General features: G+C 67.6%; 13 protein-coding genes. 8 read left to right on the top strand and 5 right to left on the bottom strand.

Annotated elements, in window-relative coordinates; genetic code table 11:
• Positions 1-163: 163 nt before the first annotated feature.
• Together FQU96_RS04195 and FQU96_RS04190 are read left to right on the top strand one after the other, a co-directional pair.
• The gene (locus FQU96_RS04195) at positions 164-1456 is read left to right on the top strand and encodes an IS1182 family transposase (RefSeq protein ID WP_146539560.1); all 1293 of its coding nucleotides are present in this window, start codon (positions 164-166) and stop codon (positions 1454-1456) included.
• 262 nt (positions 1457-1718) lie between these two features.
• Positions 1719-2429 (top strand): FMN-dependent NADH-azoreductase, encoded by a 711-nt coding sequence (locus tag FQU96_RS04190; RefSeq protein WP_146539559.1) that lies wholly within the window; start codon positions 1719-1721, stop codon positions 2427-2429.
• On the opposite strand, the gene FQU96_RS04185 is transcribed toward FQU96_RS04190, so the two are convergent.
• On the bottom strand, positions 2395-3288 hold the full coding sequence (locus FQU96_RS04185; protein ID WP_146539558.1) for a LysR substrate-binding domain-containing protein: 894 nt from the start codon (positions 3286-3288) through the stop codon (positions 2395-2397). The genes FQU96_RS04190 and FQU96_RS04185 overlap by 35 nt on opposite strands.
• 56 nt (positions 3289-3344) lie before the next feature.
• On the opposite strand from FQU96_RS04185, the gene FQU96_RS04180 reads away from it, so the two are divergent.
• Positions 3345-4274 (top strand): hypothetical protein, encoded by a 930-nt coding sequence (locus FQU96_RS04180; protein WP_146539557.1) that lies wholly within the window; start codon positions 3345-3347, stop codon positions 4272-4274.
• 57 nt (positions 4275-4331) lie between these two features.
• Here the strand turns inward: FQU96_RS04180 and FQU96_RS04175 are convergent, their stop codons facing one another.
• Both FQU96_RS04175 and FQU96_RS04170 read right to left on the bottom strand, forming a co-directional pair.
• Complete coding sequence (locus tag FQU96_RS04175) at positions 4332-5078, bottom strand: hypothetical protein (RefSeq protein WP_146539556.1); 747 nt, start codon at positions 5076-5078, stop codon at positions 4332-4334.
• 306 nt (positions 5079-5384) lie between these two features.
• Positions 5385-6983 (bottom strand): winged helix-turn-helix domain-containing protein, encoded by a 1599-nt coding sequence (locus tag FQU96_RS04170; protein WP_146539555.1) that lies wholly within the window; start codon positions 6981-6983, stop codon positions 5385-5387.
• A gap of 229 nt (positions 6984-7212) precedes the next feature.
• Between FQU96_RS04170 and dapF the strand changes: the two genes are divergently transcribed.
• From dapF to FQU96_RS04145, 5 genes are all read left to right on the top strand, one after another.
• The gene (gene dapF, locus FQU96_RS04165; RefSeq protein WP_146539554.1) at positions 7213-8070 is read left to right on the top strand and encodes a diaminopimelate epimerase; all 858 of its coding nucleotides are present in this window, start codon (positions 7213-7215) and stop codon (positions 8068-8070) included.
• Between the two features lie 146 nt (positions 8071-8216).
• On the top strand, positions 8217-9452 hold the full coding sequence (mtaB, locus tag FQU96_RS04160; RefSeq protein ID WP_255467833.1) for a tRNA (N(6)-L-threonylcarbamoyladenosine(37)-C(2))-methylthiotransferase MtaB: 1236 nt from the start codon (positions 8217-8219) through the stop codon (positions 9450-9452).
• On the top strand, positions 9449-10387 hold the full coding sequence (gene ftsY / locus FQU96_RS04155) for a signal recognition particle-docking protein FtsY (RefSeq protein WP_146539553.1): 939 nt from the start codon (positions 9449-9451) through the stop codon (positions 10385-10387). Before mtaB ends, ftsY begins: the two co-directional genes overlap by 4 nt.
• Positions 10388-10448: 61 nt before the next feature.
• On the top strand, positions 10449-11108 hold the full coding sequence (locus FQU96_RS04150; protein ID WP_146539552.1) for a septation protein A: 660 nt from the start codon (positions 10449-10451) through the stop codon (positions 11106-11108).
• A gap of 27 nt (positions 11109-11135) precedes the next feature.
• Entirely contained in the window at positions 11136-11897 is a 762-nt protein-coding gene (locus FQU96_RS04145) for a carboxylesterase (protein WP_146539551.1), read from the top strand.
• A gap of 34 nt (positions 11898-11931) precedes the next feature.
• Here the strand turns inward: FQU96_RS04145 and FQU96_RS04140 are convergent, their stop codons facing one another.
• Positions 11932-14493, bottom strand: a complete 2562-nt coding sequence (locus FQU96_RS04140) for a polynucleotide kinase-phosphatase (RefSeq protein ID WP_146539965.1) — start codon at positions 14491-14493, stop codon at positions 11932-11934.
• A 14-nt stretch (positions 14494-14507) separates the two neighbouring features.
• Entirely contained in the window at positions 14508-15911 is a 1404-nt protein-coding gene (locus FQU96_RS04135; protein ID WP_146539550.1) for a 3' terminal RNA ribose 2'-O-methyltransferase Hen1, read from the bottom strand.
• Between the last annotated feature and the right edge of the window lie 34 nt (positions 15912-15945).

Here is a 15945-nt window from a genome sequence, read left to right as displayed (position 1 = left end):
TCTCGCCCGCACCTTCGATGAGAGCTTGCTTTCGCACCGCACGGAACCAAGACATGAGCGGGCGGGAGAGGTTGTGAGAATATTGGCGACGTTCGCAGGGCCCTTTCGCCGATGAAAGAGATGTGATTCACAGTGTCTGAGGAAGAAGCCCGACGAGGTCAGAATGGCGCAGGGCCGTAAGGCGGGATTGCGTCTGGCGATGGCAGAGCGCAGCCAGATCGAGTGGCAGATGGCGTGCCTGGATGAATTGCTACCGCAGGATCACCGGGCGCGGCAGGTGTGGATGTATGTCGAAGGACTGGACCTGTCGGGGCTGTACGAAGCGGTTGGCTCGGTATCCGGAGAGGCCGGTCGACCAGCGATTGATCCGGCGATCCTGGTGGCGTTGTGGCTGTATGCAACGCTGGAGGATGTCGGCAGCGCCCGTCAGGTGGCACGGCTGTGTGAGCGCGATATCGCGTACCGCTGGGTCCTGGGCGGGGTAGGCGTGAGCCACAAGACGCTGTCGGACTTCCGGGTTGATGCTGGTGCGGTACTGGACGACCTGCTGTCGCGGTCGGTGGCGGCGCTGGTGGCGGCCGACGTGATGGATTTGCAGTGCGTGGCGGTTGACGGCGTGCGGCTTCGGGCCAGCGCCGGCGCCAGTTCGTTCCGAAGCAAGCAGCGGCTGGGGCAATTGCACGATCTGGCGTGCCAGAAAGTGGCGGCGTTGCGGGCGGAGCTGGATAGCGATCCGGCAGCATCAGACCGACGCGGGCAGCGCCGCCGGCTGCAGGCGGCGGCGGACCGTCAGCGGCGGATCGAACAGGCGCAGCAAGCGCAGGCCGAGATCGAGGCGCAACGGGCGGCCGAGGCCAAGCAGCAGCGGCGCAAGAAGCCCGCCAACAAACGTGAGCCACGCGCTTCGACGAGCGACCCGCAAGCCCGGGTCATGAAGATGGCGGACGGTGGCTTCCGGCCCGGCTTCAACGCTCAATTCAAGACTGCAGTTGGCAACGCGCTGATCGTCGGTGTGTCGGTGGACAATAACGGTTCCGATCGCGGCCGGTTGGGAGCAACGGTGGTCGAGATCGAGCAGCGCTACGGGCTGCGACCGCAACAGGTCCTGGCCGACAGCGGTTACGACAGCAAGGCAGATATCGCCGCCCTGCACGAGCCCGGGAACGGCGCTATCGAGGTATTTTGCCCACTCCCGCGCGACCGCCGCGGCCAGGTGCGCTCGCCGTGCGCCAAGGATGGGACGGGGGTGCTCGCCTGGCATCAGCGTATGAACAGTGACGACGGCAGGGCCCTCTACAGGCAGCGCTTTGCCACGGAGCGACCGCACGCTGACATGCGTAACCGCGGACTGACCCGCGTGCTGGTGCGCGGCATCAAGAAAGTGACGGCCGTCGTGCTGTGGCACGTTCACGCCTACAACTTCCTGACCATCTCTCGCTTGCTCCGCACCGCGTAGACCACACTCCTTCTCCGCTCCGAGGCCGCAGACCCAGCAACCTCACGCCACCGGCTACAGTCCACGTCCAGGCGCACGTCCGAGGCCAGCCTCGGCGTGCCAGTTTTCGCTCAGCTTGATAATTTTACAGCCTCGGACACCCGCGCTCCCGGGAATCAGGCGCCGTCTGCGAAATTTCTCAAGCCGGTTTGAGAAGCGTTCGATTTTCCCGCAGCAACATCAGGGACATCTTCCGGACGTCACCTCCCTCCGGAAAACGGCCATGACAACCCTTCTTCATCTCGACGCCAGCGCACGCCTGACCCGATCCCTGAGCCGGCAAATGACACGCCAGTTCGTCACGGCGTGGACGGCGGCGCGGCCCGGGGATCGCGTGATCCATCGCGACCTCGGGCGCGAGCCGCCACCGGCGATCAGCGAGGCCTGGATCGCGGCTGCCTTCACCCCTGAAGACAAGCGCACACCAGCGCAGCGCGACGCGCTGAGCCTGTCCGACGCGATGATCGACGAACTCGAACTGGCCGATCTGATCGTGCTGGGCACGCCGATGTACAACTACGGCATGCCGACGGCGCTGAAGGGCTGGATCGACCAGGTCGTGCGCATCGGCAAGACCTTCACCTTCGACCTCGCGCGCGGCGACTATCCGCTGGAGCCCATCATGCGCGGCAAGACGCTGGTGGTGCTGTCCAGCCGCGGCGAGTTCGGCTTCCTGCCCGGCGGACCGCGCGCCGCCATGAACCATCTCGACGATCATCTGCGCACGGTCTCGCACTATCTCGGCGTCACCGGCTCGCATTTCATCAGCACCGAGTACCAGGAGTTCGGTGGCGCGCGTCACGCCGCATCGATCGCGCGTGCCGAAGCAGACGTCTCGGCATTGGTTGAGCGATTGCTGGCCTCCAGCGGCGCCGGGGAGGACGGCAACCCGCACGCGCCTACACCGCCGCTTCTTGCTGCAGCCAGTCGGTGAACGTGCGCACGGAGCGCTTGCGCCGTGCCGACGCCCCCACCAGCAGGCGGAAACTGTAGCCGCCCAACACTGGTCCCTCGAGGCGGCGCAGATCGCCGGCCGCCACCTGGTCGGCCACCAGCACGCTGGAGCACAGCAATGCGCCAAAACCGCGTTCGAGCGCCTGGAGAGCCAGAGTCTCCTCGCTGTACCAGGAGATCTTGACCGCATCCGATGCCGTTCGCCCGAGTGTTTCGAACCAGGTGGCCCAGGTCGGACCATCGAGTGCCGCCTTCTTCCAGCGATAACCCAGCAGTGGCCGGCTCATCACGTCATCGATGGTCGGCGCGCGCCCCGGCGGACAGAGCGCCGCGCTGACCACGGGAGCATAGGTGTCCTCGAACAGCAGCGTCTCGCCCGGCCGGTCCGGCCGCTGCCGCCCGTAGCGGATCGCGAGGTCGATTCCGTCGGCGCTGAGATCGACGACATCCTCCGACGCATCGATGTTGACGATGATGCCGGGATGCCCGGCGTTGAAGCGATCCAGGCGCGGCATCAGCCAGCGTTCGGCAAAGGCACGCGTCGTCGAAACGGCGATCGCCTCGCCGCTGCGTCGCCGGTTGGTTTCCGAAAACGCCTCGGCCAGCTTGTCAAAACCGTCGCGGACCTGCGGGTACAAGCGCTCGGCGGCCGCCGTGAGCACGATGCTGCGCCCCTGCCGCTCGAAGAGCTTCATGCCCACGGTGTCTTCCAGCAGCCGTATCTGGTGGCTGACGGCGGTGACCGTGACGCCGAGTTCGTCCGCCGCCGCGGTGAAGCTCAACCGCCGCGCCGCGGCCTCGAAGGCACGCACGGCATTGAGAGGCGGTAGTTTGCGCACGCACCCTCCGGTTCGCCATCACAACGCCTCGACAAGCCCGGGATGAAGGCGTCACCATGGCGGCAATGACCAGGAAGAATATCGTGATCACCGGCGGCGATGCCGCCTATTTCGACCTCATGCGCGGCTGTGTCGCCTCGATCCGCGACAAGCCGGAAAGTCGCAACGTTGCGCTGGGCGTGCTCGATTGCGGGCTCGAGGCCGCGCAGCGATCATGGCTTGCGGCGCAGGACGCCATGCTGGTGAGTCCGCGCTGGGATTTCGACTTTCCCGGCCGCGCCGACTGCAGCGAGGCCTTCAAGGCGCTGACGGCCCGACCGTTCCTGCCGACCTACTTCCCCGGCTACGACACCTATCTGTGGATCGATGCCGATTGCTGGGTGCAGCACTGGTTCGCCATCGACCTGTTCCTCAAGGGCGCGGCGCGACGGCCGATCGCGGTGGCGCCGGAGATCCACCGCGCCTTCCGTCACTATCGCCATGCCTGGCCTGAGTTCAGTGCCGTCAATGGCGCGGCGTTCCGCCAGGCCTTCGGCGCCGACATCGCCGACCGGCTGGTGCGCTATCCGCTGATCAACGCCGGCGTCTTCGCCATCCAGACGGGATCGCCGGCCTGGGGTGCCTGGGCCACGATGCTGGACGATGCACTGCAGCGCTCGACCAACATGACCGACCAGATCGCGCTCAATGTCGCGGTTTACGAGCGCGGGTTGGCGGCCGAGGCGTTGCCCAGCACCTGCAACTGGCCGGTGCACCACGCCCTGCCAGCCTGGGACATCGCGCGCGGCCTGTTCGTCGAGCCCTCGCTGCCGCACGATCCGCTCGGCATCCTGCATATGACGATTTACACCAAGACCGTGCCCAGCTTCGACATCGTGCAGATCGGCGGCGACGCCGACGGCACAACCCGGCCGATGACGGTGCGCTACGTGCCGCCCGGCGAGAGCCGCACGCGAGCGCCGACACCGGACGCGTTTCGATTCTGATCTTCGCGCGCGTACCGGTCTGAGACGGTGCGCGCGCCGTTCGTCACGCCGTCATTGCTATGCCGCAAGGGCGGCGTCCATGAATTGCGAGAGGCGATAGCCCTTCACCTCCCGCGGCCCCTTTTTGGCATGGCCGGGATCTCCCTTCATCGTGTTCGCCACAAAGTTCGGAAGCCAATCGGACATGACGAAGTCGATCGTCTCCCGATGACTGCCGAACTGCCATGTCCCGACATTGGGATCGAAGAAGCGGCCCCCGGCCGATCGCGCGCCGAAACCGCCTCGGCTAAAGAAAAGGCCCACGCAATGGCCGCTCTCGTCACCGTTTCCGTACCTGTAGAGGATCGTCAGCGCGTACGCGGCCTGCGTCCGGGTCGTCGAGGAGCACTTCAGCAGCTCGAATATGAGCTTGGGGTGGTAATTCTTCGTGTCCAACAGCGCTTCAGGAACGATGGCGAAGCAATCATATGCGTGATGCTTGCGATCGACAGAGGAGAAGACCTCGTTCGTGTTGCTAAAATTCAGAACGCCCCTGTTTATCGTTCGTTTTTCAAACCCACCGCCAACGGGTCTGTCGACCTTCTGCGTCGTTGATCTCCAGTTGGCCGTTTGATGCTTCATGTTCTGAAGCTGCTTCATATAGGTGAGCCCGGGCCCTGGGCTCGACTGACTGGCCAGGCGGTGAATGATTTGGGTCTCGTGGTCACGCGTGCACAAAAGGGAACCCGCCCAATTGAAAACCAGCGTCCGACAGATGGCGGCGGGCTGCGAGTATCCGATCCGAGGCTTCGTTCGCAGCGACATTACCCTTCTCCTTGTCTTGCAGGGTATGGGCTGAGCGCGGCCGTTGCGCGCAACGGTCCGCTCAGACGGCAGGCCAGGGTCTGTGCCTATCCCCCCGTGGGGTTTCGGCAGGCCAAGGAACCCCGTTGGGCGCCGGCACCTTCGCCGGCCCCTGAGAGCGTCCTGACCTTGTATTGACCCGAGATGCCGTGCCCGCACTCTGCCGTCGGCGCGGCCAAGCGGGTACTTAAAAGTCCTTTAGAGATTCTTAAGTTCGTGATTTTCCGGGAATTTCCCCCGGAAATCCGGCGCCTCTACTGCAACCGTTCAACTGCCGCGAACGACCCGAAGCGACGGCTTGCTGGTCCGTGCCGGGCCTTGAGGAACGCCGGCAAGGCGCAATCCTTCAAGCGTCTTGAGCAGAAGGGCCGAGTTGGCGCGCCGGCTCAGCAGACGCGCGTAGGCCGCAAGGTTGAACGCGGGGTCGAGTTCCATCAGCTGCGCCACCGCGGCCTCGGCCGGCCGGCCGGCGGCCCCCAGCGCGGCCACATAGGCGCGGTGCGCCGTCAAGCGCTCCGGACTGGCGGCGATGGCGCGCTCGCCCCAGCGCACCGCGACGTCAGGGCGCCCGGCAACGAGATGGGCGAATGACATGCATGCCAACGGCTCGCCCGCACCGGGGTCAAGCGGGTCCAATCTCGACGCTTCCTCGAGATGAGGGATCGCGACCTCCGGTTCGTCCGCAAAGAGGTGGACCCAACCGGCCGCACTGCGCGTCAGCGCGGAGTTGGGATGATGCTCGACCGCGCGCCGCGCCAGCAGCACGGCCGCATCCAGCCGATGAACGAGGTATGCGAACAGCATGCCGACCTGCGCCAGCACGGCCGGTTCGTCCGGCGCCAGCGCCAGGGCCGCCTCGCCCAGCCGAATGGCTTCCTCGGCTTCGACAGTCGCCCCGTCGGAAAACGCCTGCGACACACGCCATACGCGGCACCAGGCGGCCGCGGCCATGGCCTGCGCGAAGCCGGGATCGATCGCCAGCGCCTCATGGAGGAATGAGAGCGCCGCCGCGCAGTTCTCGCGGGTCATGGGGTGCATGCAGGCGCTGGCGCGCAGCCAGGCCTGATAGGCGCCCGGCCATTCGGTGGGCCGCCGTCGCAGCTGCTCGATCTCGGCCCGCCGCAATCGGGGCTCCAACGCCGCAACGATGCTGCCGACGATCCGGTCCTGCAGGACGAACACATCGTCCAGGGCATGATCGAAGCGGTCGCTCCACGCTGGCACACCATCAGCGGTATTGATGAGGTCGACATTGACCCGCACCCGCCCGTCGGCATGGCGCAGCGTGCCCGTCACGACGTAACGCACACCCAACTCGCGCCCGATCTCCGGCGCCGGCAGGTTGCGGTCCTTGAAGCTGAAGGCTGAGTTGCGCGCCAGGACATAGAACCAGCGGATCCGCGACAACGCGGTAATCAGATCGTCCACGATGCCGTCGGCAATGTGGGGCGGCCCTTCTCCCACGGTCCGCATGGGCAATACCGCCAGCGACGGCCCCCGCGTCGGCGGCTGAGGAGCGATGTCAGCCAGCGCCGTCGCCGCAGGCTTGACCGAAGACGGCTCGGACAAGCCGCCGAGCCGGTAGCCGACTCCGGGAACGGTGACTACGATCTCTGCGCCGTCCGCGCCGAAAGCCTTGCGCAAGGCGGAGATCTGGACAGCAAGATTGCCCTCCTCTACGAGCCGGCCATGCCAAGCCCGGCGCATCAGCGCCTCCTTGGCGACCACCGCGCCGCGCGCTTCGATCAGGCTCAGAAGGACATCCGCGGCACGGCCACCCAGCGCCACCCGCTCGCCTTCCCCGACCAGCAGACGGGTCCGCGGCAGCAAGCGCCAGCGGCCAAAGACAATCCCTTCCTCGGACATCGCACCTTGCCGTCGGGCAGTGCACCGTGCTGTCGGGCGACTCTCCCGCCCGCGACAACCGCAGTGACTCTAGGGCAGCGGCAGCCTCGCTCCAAAACAAATCTACAACTCGTGGTACGACTTGTGGCGCACCCCACGGTCCGAGGCCTGCGGAGATTGGCCCGGTCAGTTCGCCACTTCATGGGCACGACGGTGGACTTGCCCGCCGCTGCGCGCCATATAGCCGGCCATGACCGCGACCGCCGACGTGCCGTTTCGCAAGATGCACGGGCTGGGCAACGACTTTGTCGTGCTCGACGCCCGATCACGGCCGCTTGATCTGACCCTGGAACGCCGCCGGACCATTGCCGACCGGCGGCGGGGCGTGGGCTGCGACCAGTTGATCGTGCTGGAGCCGCCGACCGACCGCCAGGCCGACGTCTTCATGCGCATCTACAACCCCGATGGCGGCGAAGCCGGTGCCTGCGGCAACGCGACACGCTGTGTCGCGCACGTGCTGATGAGCGAGCGCCAGGCCGATGCCATCGTGGTGCAGACCATTTCCGGCCTGCTCGATTCGGAAAAAACCGGGACCGGCGCCAATGGCCTGCCGATCGTCAGCGTCGACATGGGCCCGGCGCTGCTGGACTGGCGTGATATTCCTGTCAACGAAGCCTGCGATACCTTGCACCTGCCGGTCGCGCTGGGACCGGTGTCCGATCCGGTCGGCACCTCGATGGGCAACCCGCACGCCACCTTTTTCGTCGACGACCTGGACGCGATCCCGGTCACTCAGCTGGGGCCACAGCTGGAGACGCATGCGCTGTTCCCCGAACGCGCCAATATCGGGTTTGCCCAGATCGTGGGCGAGAACCGCATCCGCCTGAAGGTCTGGGAACGCAGCGCCGGCCTGACGCTCGCCTGTGGCTCGGGTGCCTGCGCCACGCTGGTGGCGGCGGCCCGGCGCGGTCTGACCGCCCGCAAGGCCGCGGTGATCGTCGACGGCGGCATGCTCGATATCGAGTGGCAGCGTGACGGGCACGTGTTGATGACCGGCGGCGTAGCGCAGTCCTTCGCCGGCACGCTCGATCCCTCGCTGCTGGTGTGACGGACTTGACCGAAGTCACCCCTTCCCGGGAGCGCGGGCGTCCCGCCCATTCACATTCCGGTGCGACGCACACAGGCGAAGGCAAGATTTCCACCAACGATGCGGGCGAGACGCCCGCGCTCCCAGGCGAAGACAGGATTGACGTCGTGACATTCGGCTGCCGCCTGAATGCGGTCGAATCGGAGGTCATGCGCGAGCGCGCGCGCGACGCCGGACTGACCGACGCGATCCTGGTCAACACCTGTGCCGTGACCGCCGAAGCCGAACGGCAGGCGCGCCAGGCGGTGCGCCGCTTGCGGCGGACGCACCCGGGCCGCGCCATCATCGTGAGCGGCTGTGCCGCGCAGATCGATCCGGCCGGCTGGCGCGCGATGGCCGAGGTCGATCGCGTGCTGGGCAATGCCGAGAAACTGACCGCTGCCGCTTACCTCAGCACCGAACGTGCCGCGGTCGGCGATATCATGACGGCGCCGCCAACGGCAGTCGACCTGCCGCCCGATCGCGCCAGCCACAGCCGCGCGTTCGTGCAGGCCCAGAACGGCTGCGACCACCGCTGCACCTTCTGCGTCATTCCCTTCGGCCGTGGTCCCAGCCGGTCGATGCCGGTGGGCGCCCTGGTCTCCCAGGTGCAAGCACTGGTGGCCGGCGGTTTCAACGAGGTGGTGCTGACCGGCGTCGACCTCACGGCCTGGGGCGCCGACCTGCCGGGCCGGCCCAGCCTGGGCGCGCTATGCCGGCGCCTGCTGCGGCTGGTGCCCGAACTGCCGCGCCTGCGGCTGTCGTCGCTCGATCCGGTCGAGGTCGACGATGCGCTGCTGGACTTGCTGGGCGACGAGGCGCGGCTGATGCCGCATTTCCATCTCAGCATCCAGGCCGGCGATGACCTGGTGCTCAAGCGCATGAAGCGCCGCCATCAGCGCGATGACGTGCTGCGGCTGGTGGAGCGCGCGCGACAACAACGCCCGGATATCGTGTTCGGCGCCGACCTGATCGCGGGTTTCCCGACCGAGACCGATGCGATGTTCGACAACACGCTGCGGCTGGTCGACGACGCCGGACTCACCTGGCTGCATGTGTTTCCCTATTCGGCGCGGCAGGGCACGCCGGCGGCACGCATGCCGCCGGTGCCGGGCGACGTGCGCCGCGCGCGGGCGGCGGCGCTGCGGGCCGCCGGCGACCGACGGGCCCAGGCCTTCCTGCGATCGCGGATCGGCACACGGGCGCAGCTGGTGATGGAACGCGACGGGACCGGCCACAGCCAGCACTTCGCGCCGGTGCGGCCGCAGGTCACGGCGGCGGCGCGCGCACTCGTCACGGTCGACATCACAGGGATTGAACAGGGCATGCTGGTCGGGCAGCCCGTTCTGCGCGAGGCGGCATGAGCGGCGAAAAGAAATCATGGTTTTCCCGGCTCAAGGCCGGACTGTCGAAATCGACGCAGCGCATCACGGAGAGCATCACCAGCCTCTTCGTGAAGAAGAAGCTCGACCAGAAAACGTTGGACGAGTTGGAAGAGGTGTTGATCCAGGCCGATCTCGGCGTGCCGGTCGCCGGCCGGCTGGTCGAGAACCTGCGCAAGACGCGCTTCGACAAGGAAGTCACCGACGAGGAGGTGCGCGGCGCGTTCGCCGACGACATCGCCCAGATCCTGGCGCCGGTCGCCCAGCGCCTGACCGTCGACCCTCAGCACAAGCCGCACGTCGTGCTGGTGGTGGGCGTCAACGGCAGCGGCAAGACCACCACCATCGGCAAGCTTGCCAAGCAGTTCGTCGAGGACGGCCGCAAGGTGATGATTGCCGCCGGCGACACCTTCCGCGCCGCCGCCGTCGAGCAGCTCAAGATCTGGGGCGAGCGCGCCAGGGTGCCGGTGATCGCCAAGGACACCGGCGCCGACGCCGCCGGGCTCGCGTTCGAGGCTCTGGAAAAGGCTCGGGCCGAGGGCGCCGACGTGCTGCTGATCGACACCGCCGGCCGGCTGCAGAACAAGACCGGCCTGATGGAGGAGCTGGCCAAGATCGTGCGCGTGATGCGCAAGCTCGACGCCACGGCACCGCATTCCTGCCTGCTGGTGCTCGACGCCACGGTGGGGCAGAACGCGCATAACCAGGTCGATATTTTCCGCCAGATGGTGGCGGTCGACGGCCTGGTGGTCACCAAGCTCGACGGCTCGGCCAAGGGCGGCGTGCTGGTGGCGCTGGCCGAGCGCTTCCAGGTGCCGGTGGTGGCGATCGGCGTGGGCGAAGGCATCGATGACCTGCGCCCGTTCGACGCCAAACAGTTCGCGCGCAGCCTGATGGGTCTCGAGACGGCGGCGTAGATACGCAGAGTAGCTTCATGGTTCGACCACCATGAAGGCTGCCGAAGGTGAAAGGACAGGGATGAGCGAGCAGAGAGAGTCGGGCGGTGGCCGCAAGCTGGCAAGCCTGGCTTGCGAACTGGGGCCGCTGGTCCTGTTCTTCCTGGTGAACGGCCGCTACGGCCCCCTGGGCGCACTCGTCGACGCCCTGTCGGGACCGCTGGGCATTGCCGACCTCGATCCGACGCGGCGCGGCCTGTTTGCCGGCACGGCGCTCTTCATGGTCGCCACCGCAATCGCTCTGCCGGCCTATCGCCAGATCGAGGGACGCTGGCCGATCATGCCGCTGGTCGGCGGCTTCTTCATCCTGGTGTTCGGTGGGCTGACCCTGTGGCTGCAGGACGAGCTCTTCATCAAGATGAAGCCCACCATCGTGAACTGCCTGTTCGGCCTCATCCTGACCGGTGGATTGCTGGCCGGCCGGCCGCTGCTGAAGCCGCTGTTCGGCGCCGCGTTCCGGCTCACCGACCCGGGCTGGATGCTCCTCACCAAGCGCTGGGCCGCCTTCTTCTTCGTGCTCGCGATCATCAACGAGATCATGTGGCGCTTCTTTTCGACCGAGACCTGGATCGTCTCGAAAATGGCGATCAGCATGCCGCTGACCCTGATCTTCGCGGTCGCACAGACGCCCCTGCTGAAGCGCTACTGGGACGGTGACGACAACCCGTTCAAGGCCGGATAGGATTTCCCCGCTTCAGCGGAGGATCTCATGGCGACTGAGCCCACCATCATGCCCGGCGCGGAGCCGTTCTCGGCCGCGGGCGACCGGCGCGGGGCGCTGGTCATTCATGGCTTCACCGGCTGTCCGCAATCCATGCGACCGCTGGGCCAGGCATTCGCCGCTTCGGGCTTCACGGTCGAGGTGCCGCGCCTGCCCGGCCACGGCACCACGGTCGAGGACATGGCGCATTACACCTGGCGCGACTGGACGGCAGCAGCCGACGACGCCTATCGGGCACTGGCCGAAAAAACCGACGGGGTCATTGTTGCCGGCCTGTCCATGGGCGGCACACTGACGCTCTGGCTGGCGCAGCGCTATCCGCAGATCAGGGGCATCGTCCTGATCAACCCCGCTGCCGAAGTCGACGACTTCAGCGCTCTGGGGGATGGCGTCAAGGCCATGATCGCCGGCGGCCAGCAGTTCATGCCGGGCGTCGCCGGCGACATCGCCGACCCCGACAGCAAGGAGCTGGGCTACGATCGCGTGCCGCTTGCCGGCATGGCATCGCTGATCGACGGCCTCCGCACGCTGAAGCCAGCCCTGCCGCAGATCAAGATGCCGGCCCTGCTGCTGCACAGCGTGCAGGATCACGTCGTGCCGGCGGGTTCACCGAAACTCCTGCGCGAGACCCTGGGCGGGCCGGTCGATTACGTCGCGCTGCAGAAGAGCTACCACGTCGCCACGATCGACTACGAGGGCGCCGAGATCAACCAGCGCGCGGTGGCGTTCGCCGAACGCGTGCTGCGGTAGCTTGCCCGTCTTCCTCCCCGCAGTGGGGGAGATGTCAGAGCCGCGGGTCGATCGGTTCGCTTTCCAGGGCCAGTACGCCGAACACGCATTCGTGCACGCGCCGCAGGGGCGCGCGGGCCACGAAGCGCGTCAAAGCCTCGTGGCCCAGCGCGAACTCGCGCAGGGCGAGGTTACGCTTGCCGCCCAGGCCGCGGCGACGCAGGCGCTCCAGGTTCTCCGGTGCATCGTACTCCGGCCCGTAGATGATGCGCAGATACTCGCGGCCACGGACCTTCAACGCCGGCTGCAGCAAGCCCTTCTCGCCGCGGACGATGAACGCGCGTGGCTTCACCACCATGCCCTCGCCGCCACTGGCGGTCAGCATTTCCCACCACTGAACGGCATCGGCACAGGCAGCATCATCGGCAAGATCGACGACCCGCCACCGCGTTGGGGCGAGGATGACCTGGTCGGCATTCGCGAGACGATCGGCGATGCCCATGTGCCAGACATGGTCGTGGTCGAACCACAGGCGCCCTTCGCTGGCCATGACGTGGAATGGCGCCACCCGCAGGTCATCGACCCCGGATACCGGCCAGACGTAGGGTGCCCAGGCCCGCGCATACGCCTGCGCCCGCACCACGCGCGCGGTGAAGCGGTCGTGCAAGGCATCAACCGGCGCGCCGCGCGCGCGTGCCTGCGCCAAAGCCTGCGTCGCGGCGCCCAGACCAGCCTGCGCCGAGGCGGCCACCGGCGCGAACTGGCTGTCGATCAGCGATTGTGCCTTGGCCGACCACGGCATGATCTCGGCATCCAGCAGCAGCCAGTCGGTGTCGAACTCCTGCCACAGCGATGCCTTGTCGACGGCCGCGCGCAACCGCGCCAGCACCGCGTCGTTCATTGCAGGATCACCAAAGAAGGTGCGGCCGGTCCGCGTCCAGATGGCACCGCTCTCGCCACCCACAGTCCCGAACCGCGCGCGGGCCACGGCGGCATCGCGGCACAGCGCGATGGCGGCGCGCGAGCCCATGTGCTTTTCCTCGCACACGACCTGCGCCGCGCCCCGTTCGCGGAAGTGCGCGAAGGCCTCCTCCGGCCGCTCCAGCCAACCTTCCTGGGTACTGGTTTCCGTGGGTGACATGGTCGGCGGCAGATAGACCAGCCATTGTGGTGCGATCGCGAAGCGGCTCATCGCCTCGAGCGCAGCGGCCGCGTTCTCCTCGGCCACCACGATGCGCCCGCGCAGCGCCGTGTCGATCCAACGCCGGCCGCTCACGTCCTCCATGTCGAGCAGATCGTCGGCTTCGGCCTGGGCCGAGCGCCCGTCGGCGGCCGGCGCCAGCGGACGCACCGGCTCGAAATAGGTCCGCGCCGCCGGCACGCTGACGAGCTGCTTCTCGGGCCAGCGCAGCGCCGTCAGCCTGCCACCGAAGACGCAGCCGGTGTCGAGGCAGATCGTGTTGTTGACCCACGCCGCATCGAGCACCGGCGTGTGGCCGTACACGATCGCTGTGTTGCCGCGATAGTCCGCCGCCCAGGGCAGGCGCACGGGCAGGCCGTATTCATCGACCTCGCCTGTCGTGTCGCCATAGAGCGCGAACTCGCGCACGGCGCTGGAGGCGCGGCCGACCATCTCAGCCTTCAGGCCGGCGTGGGCGACCGCCAGGCGACCGCCATCCAGCCAGGCGTGGCTCAGCAGCGAATCGAGAAACGTCCGGGTCCTGGCCTTGAAGGCGTCACCCTCGGCCGCCAGCTGATCGATCGACTCCTGCAGGCCATGGGCGATCTTCACGTCGCGGCCGGACAGCCAGCGCATCAGCTTGCGGTCGTGGTTGCCGTTGACGACGTAGGCCGTGCCGGCCGCCGCCATCGCCATGGCGATGCGCAGCACATCCGGCGTGCGCGGCCCGCGATCGACGAGATCGCCGACGAACACCGCCTTGCGGCCCGGCGGCGGCGTCACGGACACGGACCGCTCACCGTCGGTCTCGCTCCAGGCCACCGTGTACCCGAGATCCCGTAGCAACACCTCCAGTTCATCGGCGCAGCCATGGATATCGCCGATGATGTCGAAGGGCCCGCTATCGCTGCGCTTGTCGGTCCACAACGGCTGACGCGCGATCGTGGCGGTGTCGATGCTCTCGGCCGACGACAGCCGCCAGACCTGGCGGAACCCCTCGCGCGGCAGCCCGCGCAGGCCGCGGCGGATCTCGCCCACCATATGGCGCACGACGCCGGGGCCGAAGGGGCGTTCGGGTCGATCCTTGTTGCGCTCGATGCAGATGTCGACGCCGGGGTCGATCACGATCGCCACCGGCAAGGCATGCCAGCGGCGTGCCAGCTCGATCCAGGCCTTGCGGTCCGAAGCGCGCACGTTGGTGGCATCGACCACCGTCAGGCGACGGTTCTTCAGCCGCTTCTCGACGATGGCGCGCACCAGGTCGAAGGCGTCATGGGTGACGGCCTGGTTCGTCTCATCGTCGCTGACCAGCGCGCGGCAATCGTCCGACGACACCCGCTCCGTCGGCAGGAAGTGCTTGGCGGCAAAGGTCGACTTGCCTGAACCGGTCGATCCGATGAGGACCACCAGCGCGAAATCCGGCATGTCGATGCGCAGCGCGCTGCGGTCGCTCATCGGCGGAACACCGCCATCTGGGTCGGCGTGCCGTGCACGGCATCCACGGTGCCGATGCCGCTCAGCGCGGCGCGGTAGTTGTATTGCGTTTCGATCGAGCGGACCCAGGCAGCGAACTCGGCCCGCGTCCACTCGAAGCGATGGTCGGGATGGCGCAGCGTGCCGGGCGGCATGGTCGCGAAGAGGGCGTTGTATTCCACGTTGGGCGTCGTGACGATCACCGCGCCCGGCCGCGCCGCGCCGAACACGACGCGCGCCAGAGCCGGCAGCCGATCAGGATCGAGATGCTCGATCACCTCGACCAGGGTGGCGGCATCGAGACCGGCCCAACGCTGGTCACGATAGGTGAGCGCGGCATGCAGCAAGCTCAGGCGTCCTTCCGGACCACCGGCCTGGTGGAGCTTCAACCGTCGGGCCGCGCGCTCCAGGGCGTGCGTCGAGGCGTCGACGCCGACCAGACGGGCCAGACGGCGCTCGCGCACCAGGCGCGCCAGCAGCTTGCCTTCGCCGCAGCCGAGATCGACGACGCTGCGGGCCTCGACGGCCTCCAACGCGGCGACCACGGCATCCAGGCGCGCATCATTGAGCCGGATCGGTGTTTCCAGCGCCGTCTCGCCGGCATCGCGACTGCGCGGCGCTGCCGTCGCGGTCTCTTCTTCCTCCTCGCCCTCTTCCTCACGGATCTCGGGCGCCAGGCGCTCCAATGCGGCGCGCGCCAGCGACCGGCGGTGCTTCAGGTAGCGCTCGGCGATCAGGGCCTTGGCGGGATGGTTTTCCAGCCAGCCCTTGCCGTGCGCGACCAGCTTGGCGACCTCATCGTCGCCGACCCAGTAGTGCTTGTCGTCGTCCAGCACCGGGAGCAGCACATAGATGTGGGTCAAGAGCGCGCTCAGCCGGCCAAGGCCGCAGAGGCGCAGGGTGACGTAGCGCGCGGCGCTGGCGCCTGCGTCGGCCATCACCGCCTCGACCGCCACCGTCCATCCCAGCGGCTCGAACAGGGCGCGCACCAGCTTCTCCCCGCCGCGCGCCGGCAGCGGCGTGATCGTGGCCTCCAGCGGAATATCGGTGGCGGCCAGTGCCGGGCGATCCTTCGACGTGCCCGCCATGGCATTGCGCAGGGTGCGCGCCAGCGCCACCGACATGAACGACGAGGCGGCATAGGGCTTGTCGTTCACATACTGGTCGAGCAGCCCGTCGCCAGTGCCGCGCCCGCGCACCAGCCCGACCGGATCGATATCGAGGATCAGCGCCGCCTCGCAGCGCGTCTCGCTCGCCTCCGGGTAGAAGACATGGGCCTTGCCGAAGGCGAGTTCGGTCTCGTGCACGCGCTCGGGATGCTTGTGCAGGAGAAAGCCGAGATCGGTGGCGGGCCGATATGTGGTGGCGACGGACAAGAACATTGGTGCAGCTCGCGCAAACCCCTTTCAGCGGCGT

Source organism: Reyranella sp. CPCC 100927 (genome assembly GCF_007859315.1).
GTDB lineage: Bacteria > Pseudomonadota > Alphaproteobacteria > Reyranellales > Reyranellaceae > Vineibacter.
This window is presented reverse-complemented; position numbering and strand designations above follow the sequence as displayed.

What these genes read in the sequence shown, in the direction of transcription:
- FQU96_RS04195 (WP_146539560.1), top strand. Translation starts at nt 164, where the DNA reads ATGGCGCAGGGCCGTAAGGCGGGATTGCGTCTGGCGATGGCAGAGCGC.
- FQU96_RS04190 (WP_146539559.1), top strand. Translation starts at nt 1,719, where the DNA reads ATGACAACCCTTCTTCATCTCGACGCCAGCGCACGCCTGACCCGATCC.
- FQU96_RS04180 (WP_146539557.1), top strand. Translation starts at nt 3,345, where the DNA reads ATGGCGGCAATGACCAGGAAGAATATCGTGATCACCGGCGGCGATGCC.
- FQU96_RS04175 (WP_146539556.1), bottom strand. Translation starts at nt 5,078, where the DNA reads ATGTCGCTGCGAACGAAGCCTCGGATCGGATACTCGCAGCCCGCCGCC.
- FQU96_RS04170 (WP_146539555.1), bottom strand. Translation starts at nt 6,983, where the DNA reads ATGTCCGAGGAAGGGATTGTCTTTGGCCGCTGGCGCTTGCTGCCGCGG.
- dapF (WP_146539554.1), top strand. Translation starts at nt 7,213, where the DNA reads ATGACCGCGACCGCCGACGTGCCGTTTCGCAAGATGCACGGGCTGGGC.
- ftsY (WP_146539553.1), top strand. Translation starts at nt 9,449, where the DNA reads ATGAGCGGCGAAAAGAAATCATGGTTTTCCCGGCTCAAGGCCGGACTG.
- FQU96_RS04150 (WP_146539552.1), top strand. Translation starts at nt 10,449, where the DNA reads ATGAGCGAGCAGAGAGAGTCGGGCGGTGGCCGCAAGCTGGCAAGCCTG.
- FQU96_RS04145 (WP_146539551.1), top strand. Translation starts at nt 11,136, where the DNA reads ATGGCGACTGAGCCCACCATCATGCCCGGCGCGGAGCCGTTCTCGGCC.
- FQU96_RS04135 (WP_146539550.1), bottom strand. Translation starts at nt 15,911, where the DNA reads ATGTTCTTGTCCGTCGCCACCACATATCGGCCCGCCACCGATCTCGGC.